General features: G+C 46.3%; 14 protein-coding genes, 1 pseudogene and 1 riboswitch. Of the genes and pseudogenes, 12 read left to right on the forward strand and 3 right to left on the reverse strand.

What is annotated here, in order from left to right; all coding sequences use genetic code 11:
• Nucleotides 1-382 precede the first annotated feature (382 nt).
• A complete protein-coding gene (locus AS29_RS09080; RefSeq protein WP_156505913.1) occupies nt 383-775 on the reverse strand; it encodes a DUF2294 domain-containing protein in 393 nt (130 codons plus the stop codon).
• A gap of 219 nt (nt 776-994) precedes the next feature.
• A riboswitch (cyclic di-AMP (ydaO/yuaA leader) is annotated at nt 995-1,136 on the forward strand.
• A 495-nt stretch (nt 1,137-1,631) separates the two neighbouring features.
• Between AS29_RS09080 and AS29_RS22045 the strand changes: the two genes are divergently transcribed.
• From AS29_RS22045 to AS29_RS09125, 10 genes and pseudogenes are all read left to right on the forward strand, one after another.
• Nucleotides 1,632-1,709 carry a potassium-transporting ATPase subunit F gene (locus AS29_RS22045; RefSeq protein WP_123920017.1) on the forward strand — a complete coding sequence of 26 codons (78 nt, stop codon included), beginning with the start codon at nt 1,632-1,634 and terminating at the stop codon, nt 1,707-1,709.
• A 23-nt stretch (nt 1,710-1,732) separates the two neighbouring features.
• Nucleotides 1,733-3,406 (forward strand): potassium-transporting ATPase subunit KdpA, encoded by a 1,674-nt coding sequence (gene kdpA / locus AS29_RS09085; protein ID WP_035405416.1) that lies wholly within the window; start codon nt 1,733-1,735, stop codon nt 3,404-3,406.
• Nucleotides 3,407-3,433: 27 nt separating this feature from the next.
• Nucleotides 3,434-5,458, forward strand: a complete 2,025-nt coding sequence (kdpB, locus tag AS29_RS09090) for a potassium-transporting ATPase subunit KdpB (RefSeq protein WP_035405417.1) — start codon at nt 3,434-3,436, stop codon at nt 5,456-5,458.
• A 23-nt stretch (nt 5,459-5,481) separates the two neighbouring features.
• Nucleotides 5,482-6,036, forward strand: coding sequence for a potassium-transporting ATPase subunit KdpC (kdpC, locus tag AS29_RS09095; protein ID WP_197491596.1), 555 nt, complete (start codon nt 5,482-5,484; stop codon nt 6,034-6,036).
• A 20-nt stretch (nt 6,037-6,056) separates the two neighbouring features.
• Nucleotides 6,057-8,384: a universal stress protein gene (locus AS29_RS09100; protein ID WP_035405419.1), complete on the forward strand. Its 2,328-nt coding sequence runs from the start codon at nt 6,057-6,059 to the stop codon at nt 8,382-8,384.
• Between the two features lie 124 nt (nt 8,385-8,508).
• The gene (locus tag AS29_RS09105) at nt 8,509-9,954 is read left to right on the forward strand and encodes an amino acid permease (protein WP_035405683.1); all 1,446 of its coding nucleotides are present in this window, start codon (nt 8,509-8,511) and stop codon (nt 9,952-9,954) included.
• Nucleotides 9,955-10,173: 219 nt separating this feature from the next.
• Nucleotides 10,174-10,407, forward strand: a complete 234-nt coding sequence (locus AS29_RS09110) for a hypothetical protein (RefSeq protein WP_035405421.1) — start codon at nt 10,174-10,176, stop codon at nt 10,405-10,407.
• A gap of 116 nt (nt 10,408-10,523) precedes the next feature.
• Nucleotides 10,524-11,664, forward strand: a pseudogene (locus AS29_RS09115) (GAF domain-containing sensor histidine kinase).
• The gene (locus tag AS29_RS09120) at nt 11,661-12,293 is read left to right on the forward strand and encodes a response regulator (protein ID WP_035405423.1); all 633 of its coding nucleotides are present in this window, start codon (nt 11,661-11,663) and stop codon (nt 12,291-12,293) included. Before AS29_RS09115 ends, AS29_RS09120 begins: the two are co-directional and overlap by 4 nt.
• Before the next feature lie 11 nt (nt 12,294-12,304).
• Nucleotides 12,305-12,835, forward strand: a complete 531-nt coding sequence (locus tag AS29_RS09125; protein ID WP_035405425.1) for an NADPH-dependent FMN reductase — start codon at nt 12,305-12,307, stop codon at nt 12,833-12,835.
• Nucleotides 12,836-12,888: 53 nt separating this feature from the next.
• On the opposite strand, the gene AS29_RS09130 is transcribed toward AS29_RS09125, so the two are convergent.
• Nucleotides 12,889-13,131 (reverse strand): YhdB family protein, encoded by a 243-nt coding sequence (locus tag AS29_RS09130; RefSeq protein ID WP_035405685.1) that lies wholly within the window; start codon nt 13,129-13,131, stop codon nt 12,889-12,891.
• A gap of 174 nt (nt 13,132-13,305) precedes the next feature.
• Here AS29_RS09130 and AS29_RS09135 point away from each other — a divergent pair, with 174 nt between their 5' ends.
• Nucleotides 13,306-13,629: a DUF3889 domain-containing protein gene (locus tag AS29_RS09135; protein WP_035405428.1), complete on the forward strand. Its 324-nt coding sequence runs from the start codon at nt 13,306-13,308 to the stop codon at nt 13,627-13,629.
• Between the two features lie 63 nt (nt 13,630-13,692).
• Entirely contained in the window at nt 13,693-14,604 is a 912-nt protein-coding gene (locus AS29_RS09140) for an alpha/beta hydrolase (protein WP_035405431.1), read from the forward strand.
• Nucleotides 14,605-14,650: 46 nt separating this feature from the next.
• Here AS29_RS09140 and AS29_RS09145 read toward each other — a convergent pair whose 3' ends face one another.
• Nucleotides 14,651-16,129 (reverse strand): catalase, encoded by a 1,479-nt coding sequence (locus tag AS29_RS09145; protein WP_035405433.1) that lies wholly within the window; start codon nt 16,127-16,129, stop codon nt 14,651-14,653.
• Nucleotides 16,130-16,228 lie beyond the last annotated feature (99 nt).

Below are 16,228 nucleotides of genomic sequence, written 5' to 3' on the forward strand. Positions count from 1 at the left end.
AGAGTATGAATTCCACTGGTCTAGTTGGGCACAGACCATGATTTTCATGAGCGCACTGGTTGAAAGTTTATCCTTGTCGTAATCCAAAAGAGGACACTCAAAATCCTCCATTGGTAAGAGGGAGAGGCATTGACAAATAAGCGATAATTGACCTATACTTTTACTCACAGTTGAGCTCCTTTTCGTAGAGTTGGGAACAAGTATGGTCCCTTCTACATTAGGAGCTTTTTTGCGTTCTGTAAAGGATCTTTCTGTTTATTATCCATAATTTTCAAGTGGTGCATCGCTAGTGGGACAGGCCCCGCCATCCCACGGTCATCCCGCGGTCATCCCACCGCCAACCATCCCACCGCCATCCCACCGTCCCCCGAGCCACATCCAATTATTCCCCCTGCGAAGGACACGCAGCTTCCATCAGTCTCTCCAAATCCTGGTCCATAATGAACATCTCAATGCGTTCACCGGTTTTCGTGCTGATATCGCTATGGCTGGACAGTACTTTGCAGCCTGTCAGGCCTTCAATGATTTCTTCGTATTTTGCACTGTACATTTCTCTGAGCAGCTGTCTCATATGCTTTACGAGCTTTCGTCCGTCGTCCCGTTCCACAAGGTGCTTTTCCTCAACTGTCAGGACACCTTTGAATCTGGTAATGACCATGTCTCTCATAATATACGTTTTGGCTTCCTGAGGTCCTCGGCCGATCAGCTCGCGCTGAAATTTAATTAATGCTTCGCTTACGTCTGCTTCCAGCTTCTTTTTCGTTGTATAAGGCAAACCGATGTCCTCCATTAACCCGATTTATTTCCAGCTAATCTTAATCATGGGGAAAAAGTTTGTCAACAGGAGAAAAGAGGAGAAATAATGTGAAAAAGTGAACTCAGAATAATAAAATGGCAGATTAAGAGTGAATATGAGTAAATATGCTTAAATTTAGAGGTTAAAAGGGTATTTACTTTATAGAGCGGCAGGATTAAAATAAATCTCGTAAGAAACAATTAAAGACGGCTTAGTCCCTGGTACACAGGGAACGGAGGAACCAATTTTTTGGGGTTAATTCTGCAGCAGCAGAAAGGATGAGAAACTCTTTCGCCATCCTACCCGTCAGCTAACTTCGTCGGCTAAAGCGAAGGAGGTCCATGACCGCCTTAAAAGGGTGTTTTTTTATGGAGTTTTTTAACAAACTCTGCAAAAAACCATTCATTCCGCTGGTCTTTTTATTTTGCTTACAAACTGAACATGTGAATGGATAAGTGAAAAAGTCTGGGGGACTGGACGTAAAGGAAGCTTCTGGCTTGCTGGACGTAACGTAGACCAATGAGTGCTTTTTCTCCGAATAAACAAATCTTGGCTTGCCCTGTAAAACAGGTGCCTGAGCTTACTTAAGATTTGTCCGGGGAAGGAGTAAGCATTGGTCTATTTTTGGTTTTCAGGATTGCTCCATCCTTGGGAGGGATCGGTCAGGAGGGCAAACAGCGGAGGCAGCCGCCTTCCTGCTTTTCATTCACCGAACTCAATTTGGGAGGTCGCGTATGGACATTGCAGCGATAGGGATCGCCGTTATCTGCTTCGGTCTGTTTTACGGATTTATCGTATTCTGTGAAAAAGTAATAAAAGAATAGGAGTGGCGGATATGATCTTTTTATTAATCCTCGTACTTGGTTTGTCAGCATATTTAATTGATGCCCTTATTCATCCTGAAAAATATTAATTCGAATGCCGGAGGAGAAAAACATGGATTTTGTTCAAATGGGAATTGTCCTGCTGCTTGTTGTGCTGCTGGCTATTCCGATGGGGAAATATATTGCACGCGCCTTTTCGCTGGAAGAGACGAAGCTGGACCGGGTGTTCGGCTTTGAGAAAATCATATATAAGTTATCTGGAATAAAGCTTTCATCGATGACTTGGAAGCAATATGCGATTGCCGCTTTGCTTTCAAACATTGCAATGTTTGCCATCACCTATCTCGTTGTTAGACTGCAGCACGTTCTGCCGGGAAACCCGAGCGGAATTGCAGCGATGGACCCGTTTTTATCCTTTAATACCATTTCAAGCTTTTTAACGAATACGAACCTTCAGCACTACAGCGGCGAGTCAGGATTATCCTACCTGTCACAGATGATGGTTATTATGTATTTAATGTTTACGACTCCTGCTACAGGGCTTGCCATCTGTATCGCATTCTTTAGAGGCCTGACAGGGCAAAAGAGCATGGGGAACTTTTATGTAGACTTGGTTCGTGCCCATACCCGGATCCTGATTCCGCTTTCAATAGTAGTTGGTCTTGTTTTAGTCAGCCAGGGTGTTCCGCAAACGCTAAGCGGTACAGTAAATGCCGAAACACTTGAAGGCGCCCAGCAGCAAATTGCCCGCGGTCCTGTTGCGGCACTAGAATCGATTAAGCATTTAGGAACAAACGGCGGAGGATTTTTTGGAGTCAACTCTGCCCATCCATTTGAAAACCCGAATCCATTTACAAACGTTTTAGAAATTCTTTCGATGTTCCTCATTCCGGCATCTTTGCCATTTGCCTTTGGACATATGGCGAAAAGCCGCAAGCAGGGGTGGATCCTGTTCAGCTCAATGGGCATCATTTTCCTAGCCTTCCTGGCTGCCGCCTATTTTGCTGAAAGTAACGGAAACCCAGCGCTTGCAAACATCGGCCTTTCCCAGGAAAACGGAAGCATGGAAGGGAAAGAGGTCCGATTTGGAATTGCCCAAAGTGCCCTGTTTACCACGGTAACAACAGCGGCAACTACAGGAACAGTCAACAATATGCACGATACGCTGACTCCGCTTGGCGGAATGGTTCCTCTCGGATTGATGATGCTGAACAACATCTTCGGCGGTGACGGTGTCGGTACGATCAATATTCTGATGTATGCGATTCTCGGTGTTTTCCTCGCTGGCCTGATGGTCGGACGAACGCCTGAATTCCTCGGCAGAAAAATTGAAGCAAAAGAAATGAAGCTGATTGCGATTACGATTCTTGTTCATCCGCTGATCACTCTTGTTCCATCAGCGATCGCTCTCGCTACCGAAATGGGCTCATCAGCGATTTCCAATCCAGGATTCCACGGAATTTCACAGGTCGTGTATGAATTTACTTCAGCCGCTGCGAACAATGGATCTGGATTTGAGGGCCTTGGCGATAACACACCGTTCTGGAATATCTCCACAGGGATAGTGATGCTGCTAGGACGCTACTTGTCCATTATTGCCATGCTTGCCGCCGCCGGATCACTACTTAGCAAGAAGCCGGTGCCGGAAACGCTTGGAACATTTAAAACCGATAATATGACGTTTATGACGATTCTTATATTCACCGTAATTGTTGTTGGAGCCCTTACATTCTTCCCAGTGCTTGCACTAGGACCGATTGCAGAATGGCTGACGATTGCGAACTAATACAAAGAGAAGAGAAGGAGCAAGATCATGAATACGAAGCGGAAAGCGACGATGACAAATGATATTGTCAAACAGGCTTCAATTGATGCCTTTAAAAAATTAAATCCAATGACGATGGCGAAAAATCCTGTTATGTTCGTGGTGGAAATCGGTTTTATCGTCACGCTCATCCTGACACTGGCTCCCAGCCTGTTCGGTCCTGGGGAAGGCGCCGGCTATAACGGTATTGTCAGCATCATCCTGTTCATTACCATTCTTTTCGCTAATTTTGCTGAAGCGTTAGCGGAAGGACGGGGAAAGGCTCAAGCCGATTCGCTGAAAAAAACGAAACAGGACACGAAAGCAAAGCTTCTTCAAAAGGATGGCTCTTACAAGTCGGTCAGCTCCACAGATTTGCGGAAAGGCGACATTGTCCTAGTTGAAGCGAACGAGCTGATTCCAAGTGACGGAGAAATTATTGAAGGGGTATCGGCAATTGATGAATCAGCCATTACCGGAGAATCTGCTCCTGTTATTAAAGAGTCAGGCGGCGATTTCAGCTCTGTAACGGGCGGAACAAAAGTCATCAGTGACGCTATTAAGATAAAAATTACTACAGATCCGGGTGAATCATTCCTTGACCGGATGATCGGGCTTGTCGAAGGGGCAAAACGCCAAAAAACACCGAATGAAATTGCATTGAATACATTGCTTGTCAGCTTGACCCTGATTTTCCTGATTGTTTGTGCCACACTGCTTCCAATCTCATCTTATGTGGATGCAGCCGTTCCGATTGCGACCTTGATTGCCTTGCTCGTCTGCCTCATTCCAACGACCATCGGCGGCTTGCTTTCAGCGATTGGGATTGCTGGAATGGACCGGGTAACGCAGTTTAATGTCATTGCGATGTCTGGGAAAGCAGTAGAAGCTGCTGGGGACATCAACACCATTATCCTCGATAAAACCGGAACGATTACACATGGAAACCGGATGGCTGCTGACTTTGTGGCCGTTGGAGGAACAAGCAAAACAGAACTGAACAGAGTAGCGATGGAAACCTCTCTTTTCGATGAAACACCGGAAGGCCGCTCTGTGATCGAGCTTGCGAGAAAGCAGGGAGCGGCGGAAGAAAAACGGGATGGCTCTGAAGGAGTCGAGTTTAAAGCGGAGACCCGGATGAGCGGAACGGATTTCGCTACAGGAAGAAAGGTAAGAAAAGGGGCCGTTGATGCCATAAAGGAATATGTGAAAGATCAAGGCGGAACAATTCCATCCGATCTTGATGACCAAACCACGATGATCGCAACAGAGGGCGGAACTCCGCTTGCAGTCGCAGACGGAAATCGCATTTTGGGCTTAATTTACTTAAAAGATACCGTGAAACCAGGGATGAGAGAACGGTTTGATGAGCTACGCAAAATGGGAATCAAAACCGTCATGTGTACAGGGGATAACCCGCTTACAGCCGCTACAATTGCGCGCGAAGCAGGAGTGGATGACTTCATTGCAGAAGCAAAGCCTGAAGATAAAATTGCCGTCATTAAAAAAGAACAAGCGGAAGGAAAATTGGTCGCAATGACCGGGGATGGAACGAATGACGCCCCTGCACTTGCTCAAGCAGACGTGGGTCTTGCCATGAACAGCGGAACCATCGCCGCAAAAGAAGCAGCCAATATGGTGGACCTTGATTCGGATCCAACGAAAATCATTGAAGTTGTGGCCATCGGCAAACAATTGCTCATGACCCGCGGAGCGCTGACAACTTTCAGTATCGCCAATGACATTGCAAAATACTTTGCCATTATCCCTGCCATGTTTATGCTTGCGATTCCACAAATGCAGGCGCTGAACATCATGCAGCTTGATTCACCGCAAAGCGCGATTCTTTCTGCTCTAATCTTTAATGCAATCATTATTCCGCTGCTCATACCGCTTGCAATGAAAGGCGTCAAATACATTCCGATGAGCGCTACGAAGCTATTAAACCGCAACCTGTTTATTTATGGATTCGGCGGTGTCGTCGCTCCGTTCGTTGGAATTAAAATCATTGATATGATTCTATCTGTATTTTAAATCGAGAGAAAAAGGTGAAAATCATGTTTAAAAACTTACGAATTGCCCTAGTCCTTCTTGTCATCTGCGGCATTGGCTATCCGCTGCTGATGACAGGAATTGCACAAGCCGTCATGCCGGCGAAAGCGGATGGAAGTCTGATTGAGAAAGATGGAAAGGTGATTGGCTCTGAGCTGATCGGACAGACGTTTAAAGATCCTTCCTACTTTACAGGACGTGTTTCTTCTATAGAAAACAATGCAGCAGGTTCCGGATCAGGGAACTATGCACCATCAAATGCCGATATGATTGAGCGTACGAAAAAAGATATCGCAGCCTTTCTAAAGGCGAATCCGGATGTAAAGAAAAGCGATATTCCGGCAGACCTGCTGACCAACTCAGGCTCCGGACTGGACCCGCACATTTCACAGATGGCAGCAGAAATTCAGATTCCGAGAATCTCCAAGCTTCGCAATTTGGATGAAAACGAGCTGAAAGACTTGATTAAAAAACATACAGAAGGCCGCCAGTTTGGGCTGTTCGGCGAGCCGAGAGTCAATGTGCTGGAACTGAACATGGAGCTTGGTCAGAAAAAGTAACGAGTTAGGGGGCGGAAGCGATGGCCGATCAATTTAGACGAAAATCACCTGAGGAGCTTCTGGACTCCATTTCCAAACTCCATCGCGGCCGTCTGAAAATCATATTAGGAGCGGTAAGCGGTGCGGGAAAAACGTATCATATGCTGCTTGAAGGCCATTCTTTAAAGAAAAAAGGGCTGGACGTCGTGATCGGTGTCATCGGCAGAGGGGAAAACCGCCCGAAAACAGAAGAAAAAATCGGAACGCTTGAAACGGTTCTTCCCATCCAATGGCGCCGCGGAGACAGCATTCGCTATGACTTGGATCTGGAGCGTTTGATTGAACGGAACCCTGAGGTTGTACTCGTCGATAATCTGGCAAAAAGAAACCGCCCCGGAGCAGAAAATCCAAGCAGGCTGGACGATGTACTCAAGCTCCTTGAGCACGGAATCAGTGTCATCACCACCTTAAATATTTATGAACTGAGCGGTGCCAGGCAGGTAGCCGAAAAGCTTACGGGAATTAAAGTGAAAATTGAGGAATGCCTTCCAGAGGACACTTTAACCAGGGCAGACGAAGTCAAGCTTCTCGATGTTCCGCCTGAAGCCATTTTGAAAAGGCTTCAGGAAGGATGTCCGGAAGGTCTGTACGGGGAACTGTTCAGTCAGGGGAGCCTGACCGCTTTGCGTGAGCTTGCTCTTCGTTTTTTGGCAGGAGAAGTGGGAGAGGATCTTGAGGAATACCGGGAAAAACAAGGGCTGATCGGAGCCTCCGGTGCCTCGGAGCGAATCCTCGTCACAGCGCAATATCACTGGAACGGCTCAATCTTAATCAGAAGAGGGCACCAGATAGCCAAGCGGCTCGGAGGAACCCTGAACGTCGTTTGCTTTATCCCGCACAACCGGTCGATCACCTCCGAGCAGGCGGCATTTAAACGATCGATGAAAAAACTGACAGAGAAATTGGAAGGGAAATTCGAGGAGCTGCCGCTTTTAAATGAAGATGCGCCTTCCGCCATCGTTTCCTATGCAACGAGGAAAAACATCACCCGGATTGTAATGGGCCATTCAAAAAAGAGTGTATGGGAGGAGCGAATTCAGGGATCGGTTGTGAATAAGATTCTTCGCCATACTCGGAATATCGATATTTTCCTTGTCCCGGACAGGACCGAAGCTGAGGGAGAGCGGCTCCTGCCCGCTAAACAGTCCGAGCTTCCTGTTAATCCTTTTAAGCGGCTCTCGGCAGATGAAATGGCCGATGAAATCAGTAGAATCCGGCGGGGAACACTGAAAATTTATATCGGTGCCGCACCGGGTGTCGGTAAAACATACACGATGCTGAGAGAAGCGAATGAGCTGAAAAAAGAAGGAATCGACATTGCCATCGGTCTTCTTGAAACCCATGGACGCAAGGAAACCGAGGAGCAGGTAGGGGACCTTGAGCTTATACCGAGAAAACAGATTCCCTACAAAAATGTCGTCTTAGAGGAAATGGATACAGCTGCGATTATTAAGCGGAATCCTGAAGTTGTCCTTGTCGATGAACTCGCCCATACAAATGTCCCGTTCAGCAAGTATTTAAAACGGTACGAGGATGTTGAAGAAATTCTTGAAGCGGGAATTTCGGTTATTTCCACCGTGAACATTCAGCACCTGGAATCTCTGAATGACAGTGTTGAGCAAATAACAGGGGTAAGAGTACGTGAAACGATTCCGGATCGGGTCTTAACCGCTGCGGATGAAATTGAACTGATTGATATCTCTCCAAAAGCCCTCAGGCAGCGGATGAGGGAAGGAAACATATACGCCCGGGAAAAAGTCGAGCAATCGCTTCAGAACTTTTTCAAAACCGGCAACCTGATTGCGCTGAGAGAACTTGCGCTAAGGGAAGTAGCAGATGACGTAGATGAAAGGCTTGAATCATTAGAGCGAAGCCAAACGATGCGGGGGCCGTGGAGAAAGCAGGAAACGATTTTCGTCTGCATCAATCTCCATCCCGAAAGCGAAAGGCTGATTCGCAGAGGCTTCCGCATTTCCTACCGGCTTAAAGCGAAATGGTATGTGATGTTTGTAAAAGGTCCGGCACCTCTTTCAATGGAAGAGGAAGCCCTTTTGAAAAAGGCCAGGATGCTGACCGAGCGTCTTGGTGGAGTCTTTTTGCTGCGGGAAACAAAAGAATCAGGGGAAATTGTCCAGAATATCGTCATCCATCTGATTGATAAAAAAGCGACCCAGCTCATAGTCGGACACACATCCAGATCAAGGGTGGAAGAGCTATGGAAAGGGCGGGTCGTCCAAAATCTGCTGAAAGAAACGAGAAATTATGATGTTCTCGTTGTTGCGAATCCAACCGACGCAGCTAAAGGATAGGAGAGTGTACCATGTCAGGGGACACGAGCTAGTTTCCATGTGTTTCATCATTCGTTACTAAAACGGAAAGGGATGAACATGGATGAAACAAGCAGTGGTGAAAAACAGGCCGGCCGTGCTGCCGATGCCAAAAAAACAGGCAGTCCATGATTTGCAGCGAGGACTTCAAGCAAGGCATTTAACGATGATCTCAATTGGCGGAAGTATTGGAACAGGACTTTTTCTAGCGAGCGGTACCTCCATTTATTCTGCCGGGCCAGGCGGTGCCCTACTTGCCTACTCCATTATCGGAATCATGGTGTACCTGCTTATGACAAGCCTTGGCGAAATGGCTGCCTATATGCCGGTAACGGGCTCTTTCAGTACGTATGCTTCAAAATTTGCAGATCCAGCCCTGGGATTTGCATTGGGCTGGAACTATTGGTTCAGCTGGGCCATCACACTTGCCGTTGAAACATCGGCCGCAGCCATCTTGATGAGGTACTGGCTGCCGGATTCTTCCTCGCTCCTGTGGAACGCCCTGTTTCTGCTTTTGATTGTAGGATTGAATCTGATGCCGGTGAAAAAATACGGGGAAGCCGACTACTGGTTTTCCATGATTAAAGTGGCAGCCATCATCGTGTTTATCATAACGGGACTGCTGATGATTACCGGCATTCTTTCAGGACAAACCTCAGGACTGAGCGGCTTCACCGCGGGGGATGCGCCCTTTCACGGCGGACCGCTTGCCATCCTGGGAATCCTGATGATTGCCGGATTCTCCTTTCAGGGAACCGAAATCGTTGGCATCGTTGCAGGAGAAAGTGATAATCCGAAAAAGAACATCCCAATCGCAATCAAACAAATTTTCTGGAGAATCCTTCTCTTTTATATGCTCGCGATCTTTGTCATTGCGATGATCATTCCCTTCACGGACGAGCGCCTGATGGTAGGAGATCTAAGCAACGTCGCCATGAGCCCGTTCACACTCGTTTTCGAAAAAGCCGGCATCGCATTTGCCGCGGCTGTAATGAATGCAGTCATCCTGACATCTGTCCTGTCAGCTGGAAACTCCGGTCTATACGCAGCAACCCGGATGCTGTACGTAATGGCAAAGGAAAATAAAGCCCCATCGATATTGAAAAAAGTAAACAAAAACGGCGTACCGATTTTCGCTCTGCTGCTAACGGCATTCGTAGGAATGCTCGCCTTCCTAAGCTCCATCTACAGCGAAGGAACCGTCTTCCTCTGGCTGCTGAACGCCTCCGGACTCACAGGTTTTATCGCCTGGATGGGAATAGCAATCAGCCATTACCGGTTCAGAAAAGGGTATCTTGCTCAAGGGAACCTTCTTGAGGATCTTCCTTATAGAGCAAAATGGTATCCCCTTGGACCCATTCTGGCTGGCCTGCTTTGCCTATTCATTATCCTGGGCCAAAACTATCAAGCCTTTACAAGCGGACCAATCGACTGGCATGGAATACTCGTCACCTATATCGGCCTCCCTATTTTTATCGGAGCATGGATCGGACATAAAGTCATCTGCAAAACCAAATGGGTCACACCGGAAAAAATGGATTTAAAACCGTAGCCTATGGAGTCCTTATTGCATCAGGAAATCACTTCGGTACATGGCTGCAAGTGAAAACGCTCAGACTGTATGGATTTGCAGCCATCAGGCGAAGTGATTTCACGTTAGAACCCCGCTAACTGGGATGGCGGGGTTTTTGTTGTTGTGTGATGTGGTCGTTGATAGATATTCCTAAAAACAGTAATACCAGTAATTTGGTTCACAACCAGCCAGGGAAGAATGCCAGGCAAACGTCTGAAATCCAGGAATGCCAGGGAAGAATGCCAGGCAAACGTCCAAAATCCAGGAATGCCAGGGAAGAATGCCAGGCAAACGTCCGAAATCCGGGAATGCCAGGGAAGAATGCCAGGCAAACGTCTGAAATCCAGGAAAGCCAGGGAAGAATGCCAGGCAAACGCTCCGAAACCAGGAAAGCCAGGAAAGAATGCCAGGCAAACACTCCAAATCACTTGACCAGTGTCCCCCATCCCCTACCCTACAACTAAAGTCCGAGACAAAATTCCTCCTTTCCATGTAAGAATATTCGGCTTATTCCTGATATACTAACGAATAAGAAGGAGCGAAACGGCATGAACCAGGATGAAAGACGGATAAATGAATTAAAAACACTAAAAACAATTGCGGAGAAGCTGAATGAGGGCAATGAACTTGCCATTCTTCTTCCTGATGTATTAAAGGAGCTCGTTTTATTGGCTGATATGAAGACGGGCTGGATTTTCCTTGTTGATGATCAAGGAAATCATTCGCTAGCTGCTGATTATTCATTGCCAAAAGCTCTTATGTTCGAGGAAAAGAAACCAATGTGCGGTGCGAGCTGCTGGTGTATGGATCGTTTTCGAAACGGCCGTTTGACGCAGGCTGCGAATATTTTAAGCTGTCAGAGAATTGAAGAAGCGATTGAATATAATTATGGTGATACCGAGGGCGTGACTCACCATGCAACTGTCCCGTTAAGTGCAGGGGGAGAGAGGTTTGGCCTGCTTAATATTGCAGCACCGGGGAAGAAGCATTTTTCTGATGAGGAGCTTGCTTTGTTAGAATCGGTTGCACTCCAGATTGGGTCGGCGATTAAGCGGATCCAGCTTGCTGAGAATGAACAGAAGCTTGCCCTCATTGCGGAGCGAAATCGACTTGCCCAGGATCTTCATGACTCGGTCAATCAGCTGCTCTTTTCGATTTCCCTTACAGCGGGCGGAATGAAGGAGATGACTGGGGAGCCGAAGCTTAAAGAAATGCTTACCTATGTGCAGGATTTGTCTCAGGAAGCCTTGTCTGAAATGAAATCGCTTATTTGGCAGCTAAGACCTTCAGGATTGGAGCGGGGATTAACCTGTGCGCTTAAGCAATATGCTGATATGCTTGGACTTACAGTTCATTGTGCGGTAGAAGGCGTCCATAATCTTTCGCCTAAAATAGAGGTGGTGCTCTGGAGAATCGGCCAGGAAGCGCTGAACAATATCAGAAAACATGCAGGGGTTTAGCGGGTCATTAACTTTTTCCAGATCCAAAGATAAGGTACAGCTTGTGATTAAAGATAAAGGGCGCGGATTTCATTGCCCGAAGTCATCCTCTGATCTTCCTTCCCTCGGTTTGCAGGGAATGAAACGAAGAGCCGAGCAGCTGAACGGAACATTTTTCATCCGTAGCAAGCCAGGGGCAGGGACCACTATACAAGTAACGATTCCATTAAAGGGAGCTGAAATGCCATGATTCGAATTCTTCTTGCAGACGACCATCCGGTTGTGCGGAGGGGGCTTGGCTTTTTTCTGAGCATGCAAAAGGATATGGAAATTGCCGGAGAGGCCTCGAATGGGGCAGAGGCTCTGCATCTGGCCGGAGAGCTGAAGCCGGATATTATTCTGATGGATCTCAGTATGCCGGAGATGGATGGAGTCCAGGCGACAAAAGCCATTAAGGCTGATTTTCCGAAGATGAAAATTTTGATTTTGACGAGCTATGCGGATCAGGATCATGTCATACCTGCAATTGAGGCGGGTGCATCAGGGTATCAGCTCAAGGATGTGGAGCCGGGAGAGCTTGCTCAAAGCATCCGTGCAATTCTAAACGGGGAGAATAAGCTGCATCCAAAAGTAACGAATCATGTACTCGCCCATCTTTCGAATGGAAAAAAAGAGAAAAATCCTCTGACTGAATTGACTGCAAGAGAGCTTGACGTGTTAAAAGAAATTGCAAAGGGAAAAAGCAACAAAGAGATTGCTGCATCCCTGTTTATCACCGAAAAAACAGTTAAATCACATGTTTCCAATCTCCTTCCGAAGCTGCAGGTTTCGGATCGCACACAGGCGGCGCTGCTTGCAGTAAGAGAAGGATTGGCCTAGGAGGATGACAGATGAATGTATTAGTACTAAGCGGCGGACCGAGAAAACACGGCCGTTCAGCTATTGCGGCAAAATGCATTGCAGAAAACCACAAAACGGATCTAATTGATCTGTCCCAGTTTGCTCTGCCGCTTTTTACTGGAGAAGAAAGTCAGCCAGCCGATTCTCAAGTAAAAAAGCTGAAAGAGGCAGCTGAAAAAGCAGATGGATTTGTGCTGCTGTCGCCTGAATACCACGGGGGAATCTCAGGTGCTCTAAAGAATGCTCTCGATTTTCTGAATAGCGGTTATTTTGCCCAGAAGCCGGTTGCTTTAGTATCTGTAGCCGGAGGAGGAAAAGGCGGAATTAATACACTGAATCAAATGAGAACCATCATGCGGGCGCTCTACGCCAATACGATTGCCAAGCAGCTCGTTTTGGATCCGCATTGCTTTGATATGGAAGCGAAGGCTTTACATGCAGAACCTGCTGGGCTGGTAAATGAGCTAATGGATGAACTGGCTCTTTATTTGGAAATTTCAAAGCAAATCAGAAAGCTGTAAAAACAGAAAGGAAGGCAAAGTCCGAGCGGACTGCCTTCCTTTTTTGTACTTATCTATGTTAAAGGAACAGCATGTTCCTGGATTTCCGGATGTGCGGCATGATCGATATATCGAAGCAATGTGTAAAGATTCTGTTCGATCATGGTGTAGTCATGCTCAAAATTATAAGCATGCAAAAAATGTTCAATTTTTTTAGAAAGAAAATCATCGTGGGTCCGCACCATTAAGATCAGCAAATTGTCCCACTGGGAACGGTGCGTGTAATATAAAGCTTTATCATAATCAACGGTATTCAAATGATTTTCCTCCTTCATTAGGAGTCCTTCTTAATGTGCGCACACTCGTGAGAATTCCTCTGGGGAAAACTTGGCTTCCGCTAAAAACGGGATTGGGAGTTACTGCACAGGATAAGATTAATTTGTTTCGTTCGGGACAAAATAAGATAAAATCCTTTTACGGAGGAGATTTTGTTGAAATCCCGATTTTGGCTGAAAGCATTGGCTTTTATCTTATTTGCTGTATTTTGTATAGACTCTGCCGGAGTTTATTTCCATAAAGAAGAATTGCTGAAGGAAGAAGGCGAATATGCCCTTCAAGCTGTTCAGGGGAGTTTTCCTGATGCGGCTATTCGTACATTTTCCTATACAGGCCGAAAAACGTCCGGTCACGAGGCGAAGGATTTTTACCGGGTGGAAGCAGCGGTGAAAAACCGCCATCCTCTTGTGCTGCTCGTTGAAGTGACGGTTAATCCTGAAACAAGTGAACCCACAAGAGCACATGTAAAAAAACTTTAAACGTTTCTGCTGTCCCTTCCAGTGGTATAGTTTAGGCAAGTAAGGAAAGGGGCGGACACCGTTATGTTTCATGATACCGAGAAAAAGCTGATCTCATTATTTGTGCAAAAGGAATGGGATGAAGCCTATGCACTGATTTTACAGGACGAGCCGAATCATCCGGGTAAGCTTCACAAATTCAGCTTCTGGAAAGCCTGCCTGCTGTGCATAAAAAATGAGCCGGATGAAGCGTTGGCCACTCTGCAGAACGCATTTGACAAAGGCTTTTGGTGGAATCCGGACTTGCTTAAGGGTGACCAGGATTTAACTCCGCTGCATGAAAAAAAAGCATTCCAGGGGCTTATTGATGAATGTGAAAAGCGAAAAAAACAAGCGATGGAAGAAGCAAGACCGCTCGTCGAATTTCATGGTAATCAGGATCCTTCAGCTGCAGTTGTCGTTCTGCATGGACGAGGCGGAAATATGGAAGATACCATTCCCTACTGGATGAACGAGATGTCAGTGCGCGACTGCCTATTCGCATTCCTGCAATCCTCGCAGGCAGCGGGTTATGAAGCATACGGCTGGGATGATGCGGACAAGACTATACGTGAAGTACAAGGAATTGTGAATAAAATCATCAAAGATTATCCCGATGTAGAAAGGATTATTCTTGCTGGCTTTTCACAAGGAGGAAAAACGGCAATCAAACTTGTCCTTAGCGAAGAGCTTGAAAGGACGAATGAATTCTATGCTGTCGTTCCGGCTATTCGCGAGGAAGACCTGCAAATGGGTGGAAAAAGTGGTGCAAGAGGCTGGATCGTTACAGGCACAGAGGACCCTTTTTATGCAGAAACGAAGAAATTGAAACAGCATCTGGAAAAGCAAAAAGTTAAATGCGAATGGATCGAATATGAAGGGATGTCTCATACATATCCTGAAGATTTTACTGAGCTATTTCAAACATCTTTTCAATCAAAAAAAGTCACCCGTTGATGGGCGACTTTTTTTCTCATTTAAAGAAAATAGTTGAGAATACTGTTTACATTTTGCTGAGCTGTGCTGTATAGGCGCTAATATCGATACCGAGTGAATCAGCGAGACGCTGACCGTATTCTGCATCTGCACGGTAGAAGTTGCAGATGGCAAGCAGCTTTGTACGTTCATGAACGCTTTGTAAATCATCTGTCATATTTTTGATCAGATTGTCCTGCTCTTCTTTCGTATAGCTGCGGTATTTTTCGCCCGCTTGCTTGAAGTCGTTCGGTTTTTCGATTTTTTCCCTAGTGATATAGCCTGACGGAAGCGGTTGAACGCTATCCCGGAAAGCTGGTGCCTCTTGAGGAGCTTCAGCATGACGGGTCGGCTCGTAGTTTGTTGGTGACGTTTGCTGTTTCGTTTGCATGAAGCCGTCGCGCTGGTTGTTGCGCACCGGTGCATATGGACAGTTAACCGGGATCTGCATATAGTTTGGTCCGAGTCTGTGGCGCTGTGTATCCGGGTATGAGAACAAACGGCCTTGCAGCAGTTTATCTTCCGATGCTTCAATTCCAGGCACCAATGCGCTTGGAGAGAAAGCAGACTGCTCAACATCTGCAAAGAAGTTTTCAGGATTGCGGTTCAATGTCATAGTTCCTGCTTTTTGTAGAGGATACTCATCCTCAGGCCATATTTTTGTTGGATCGCACGGATCGAAATCAAGGCTGTCGTACTCATCCAGCGGCATGATTTGCACATACAGCTCCCATTCTGGATAATCGCCCTTTTCAATCGAATCGAAAAGATCGCGCGTTGCATGGTTGAAATCTGTTTTTTGGATTTCAGCTGCTTCTTCAGCCGTCAGGTTCTTAATTCCCTGAAGGGGCTTCCAGTGGTATTTCACATACACGACATTTCCTTGTGCATTCACCCACTTAAAGGTATGTACGCCGAAGCCTTCCATTTGACGGTAGTTCGCAGGTGTTCCGTAATCAGAGAACAGGTACGTCATCATATTTGTGGATTCCGGTGTAAGGGACATAAAATCCCAATATCTGTCTGGATCCTGAATGTTCGTTTCAGGAGATGGCTTTAATGAATGAACCATATCAGGGAATTTCATCGCATCCCGGATAAAGAAGACCGGCAAATGGTTTCCTACAAGATCATAGTTCCCTTCATTTGTATAAAATTTCACGGCAAATCCACGGGGATCGCGGAGGGTTTCTGGTGATCCTTTAGAATGAATAACCGTCGAAAATCTTACGAATACAGGTGTTTCCCTTCCTTCTTCGCTTAAAAAATCAGCGCGTGTAAATGGATACATGCTGGTTTCCGTTTTGAATACCCCGTAAGCTCCAGCTCCGCGGGCATGGACGACGCGCTCAGGAATCCGTTCGCGGTCAAAATGAGCGATTTTTTCAAGCAAATGATAGTCTTCAAGAAGTGTCGGGCCGCGCTGGCCTGCTGTTCTGGAATTCTGATTGTCTCCAACCGGGACCCCTTGATTTGTTGTTAAGTTTGGACGATTGTTTTCAGTCATGTTATTGCCTCCCTATCATTCTATCAATAATTATTATTATATAGTTTTTAGTTTGATAGTCAATATTTAATAGTAATTATTTTAATTTAGATGTGCGAA

It is taken from the genome of Bacillus sp. SJS, from assembly GCF_000732485.2.
GTDB lineage: Bacteria > Bacillota > Bacilli > Bacillales > Bacillaceae > Metabacillus_B > Metabacillus_B sediminis.

Coding starts and splice junctions, on each gene's coding strand:
- AS29_RS09140 (WP_035405431.1), top strand. CDS start 13,693: ATGTTTCATGATACCGAGAAAAAGCTGATCTCATTATTTGTGCAAAAG.
- AS29_RS09120 (WP_035405423.1), top strand. CDS start 11,661: ATGATTCGAATTCTTCTTGCAGACGACCATCCGGTTGTGCGGAGGGGG.
- AS29_RS09110 (WP_035405421.1), top strand. CDS start 10,174: ATGCCAGGCAAACGTCTGAAATCCAGGAATGCCAGGGAAGAATGCCAG.
- AS29_RS09145 (WP_035405433.1), bottom strand. CDS start 16,129: ATGACTGAAAACAATCGTCCAAACTTAACAACAAATCAAGGGGTCCCG.
- kdpB (WP_035405417.1), top strand. CDS start 3,434: ATGAATACGAAGCGGAAAGCGACGATGACAAATGATATTGTCAAACAG.
- kdpA (WP_035405416.1), top strand. CDS start 1,733: ATGGATTTTGTTCAAATGGGAATTGTCCTGCTGCTTGTTGTGCTGCTG.
- AS29_RS22045 (WP_123920017.1), top strand. CDS start 1,632: ATGATCTTTTTATTAATCCTCGTACTTGGTTTGTCAGCATATTTAATT.
- AS29_RS09105 (WP_035405683.1), top strand. CDS start 8,509: ATGCCAAAAAAACAGGCAGTCCATGATTTGCAGCGAGGACTTCAAGCA.
- kdpC (WP_197491596.1), top strand. CDS start 5,482: ATGTTTAAAAACTTACGAATTGCCCTAGTCCTTCTTGTCATCTGCGGC.
- AS29_RS09125 (WP_035405425.1), top strand. CDS start 12,305: ATGAATGTATTAGTACTAAGCGGCGGACCGAGAAAACACGGCCGTTCA.
- AS29_RS09100 (WP_035405419.1), top strand. CDS start 6,057: ATGGCCGATCAATTTAGACGAAAATCACCTGAGGAGCTTCTGGACTCC.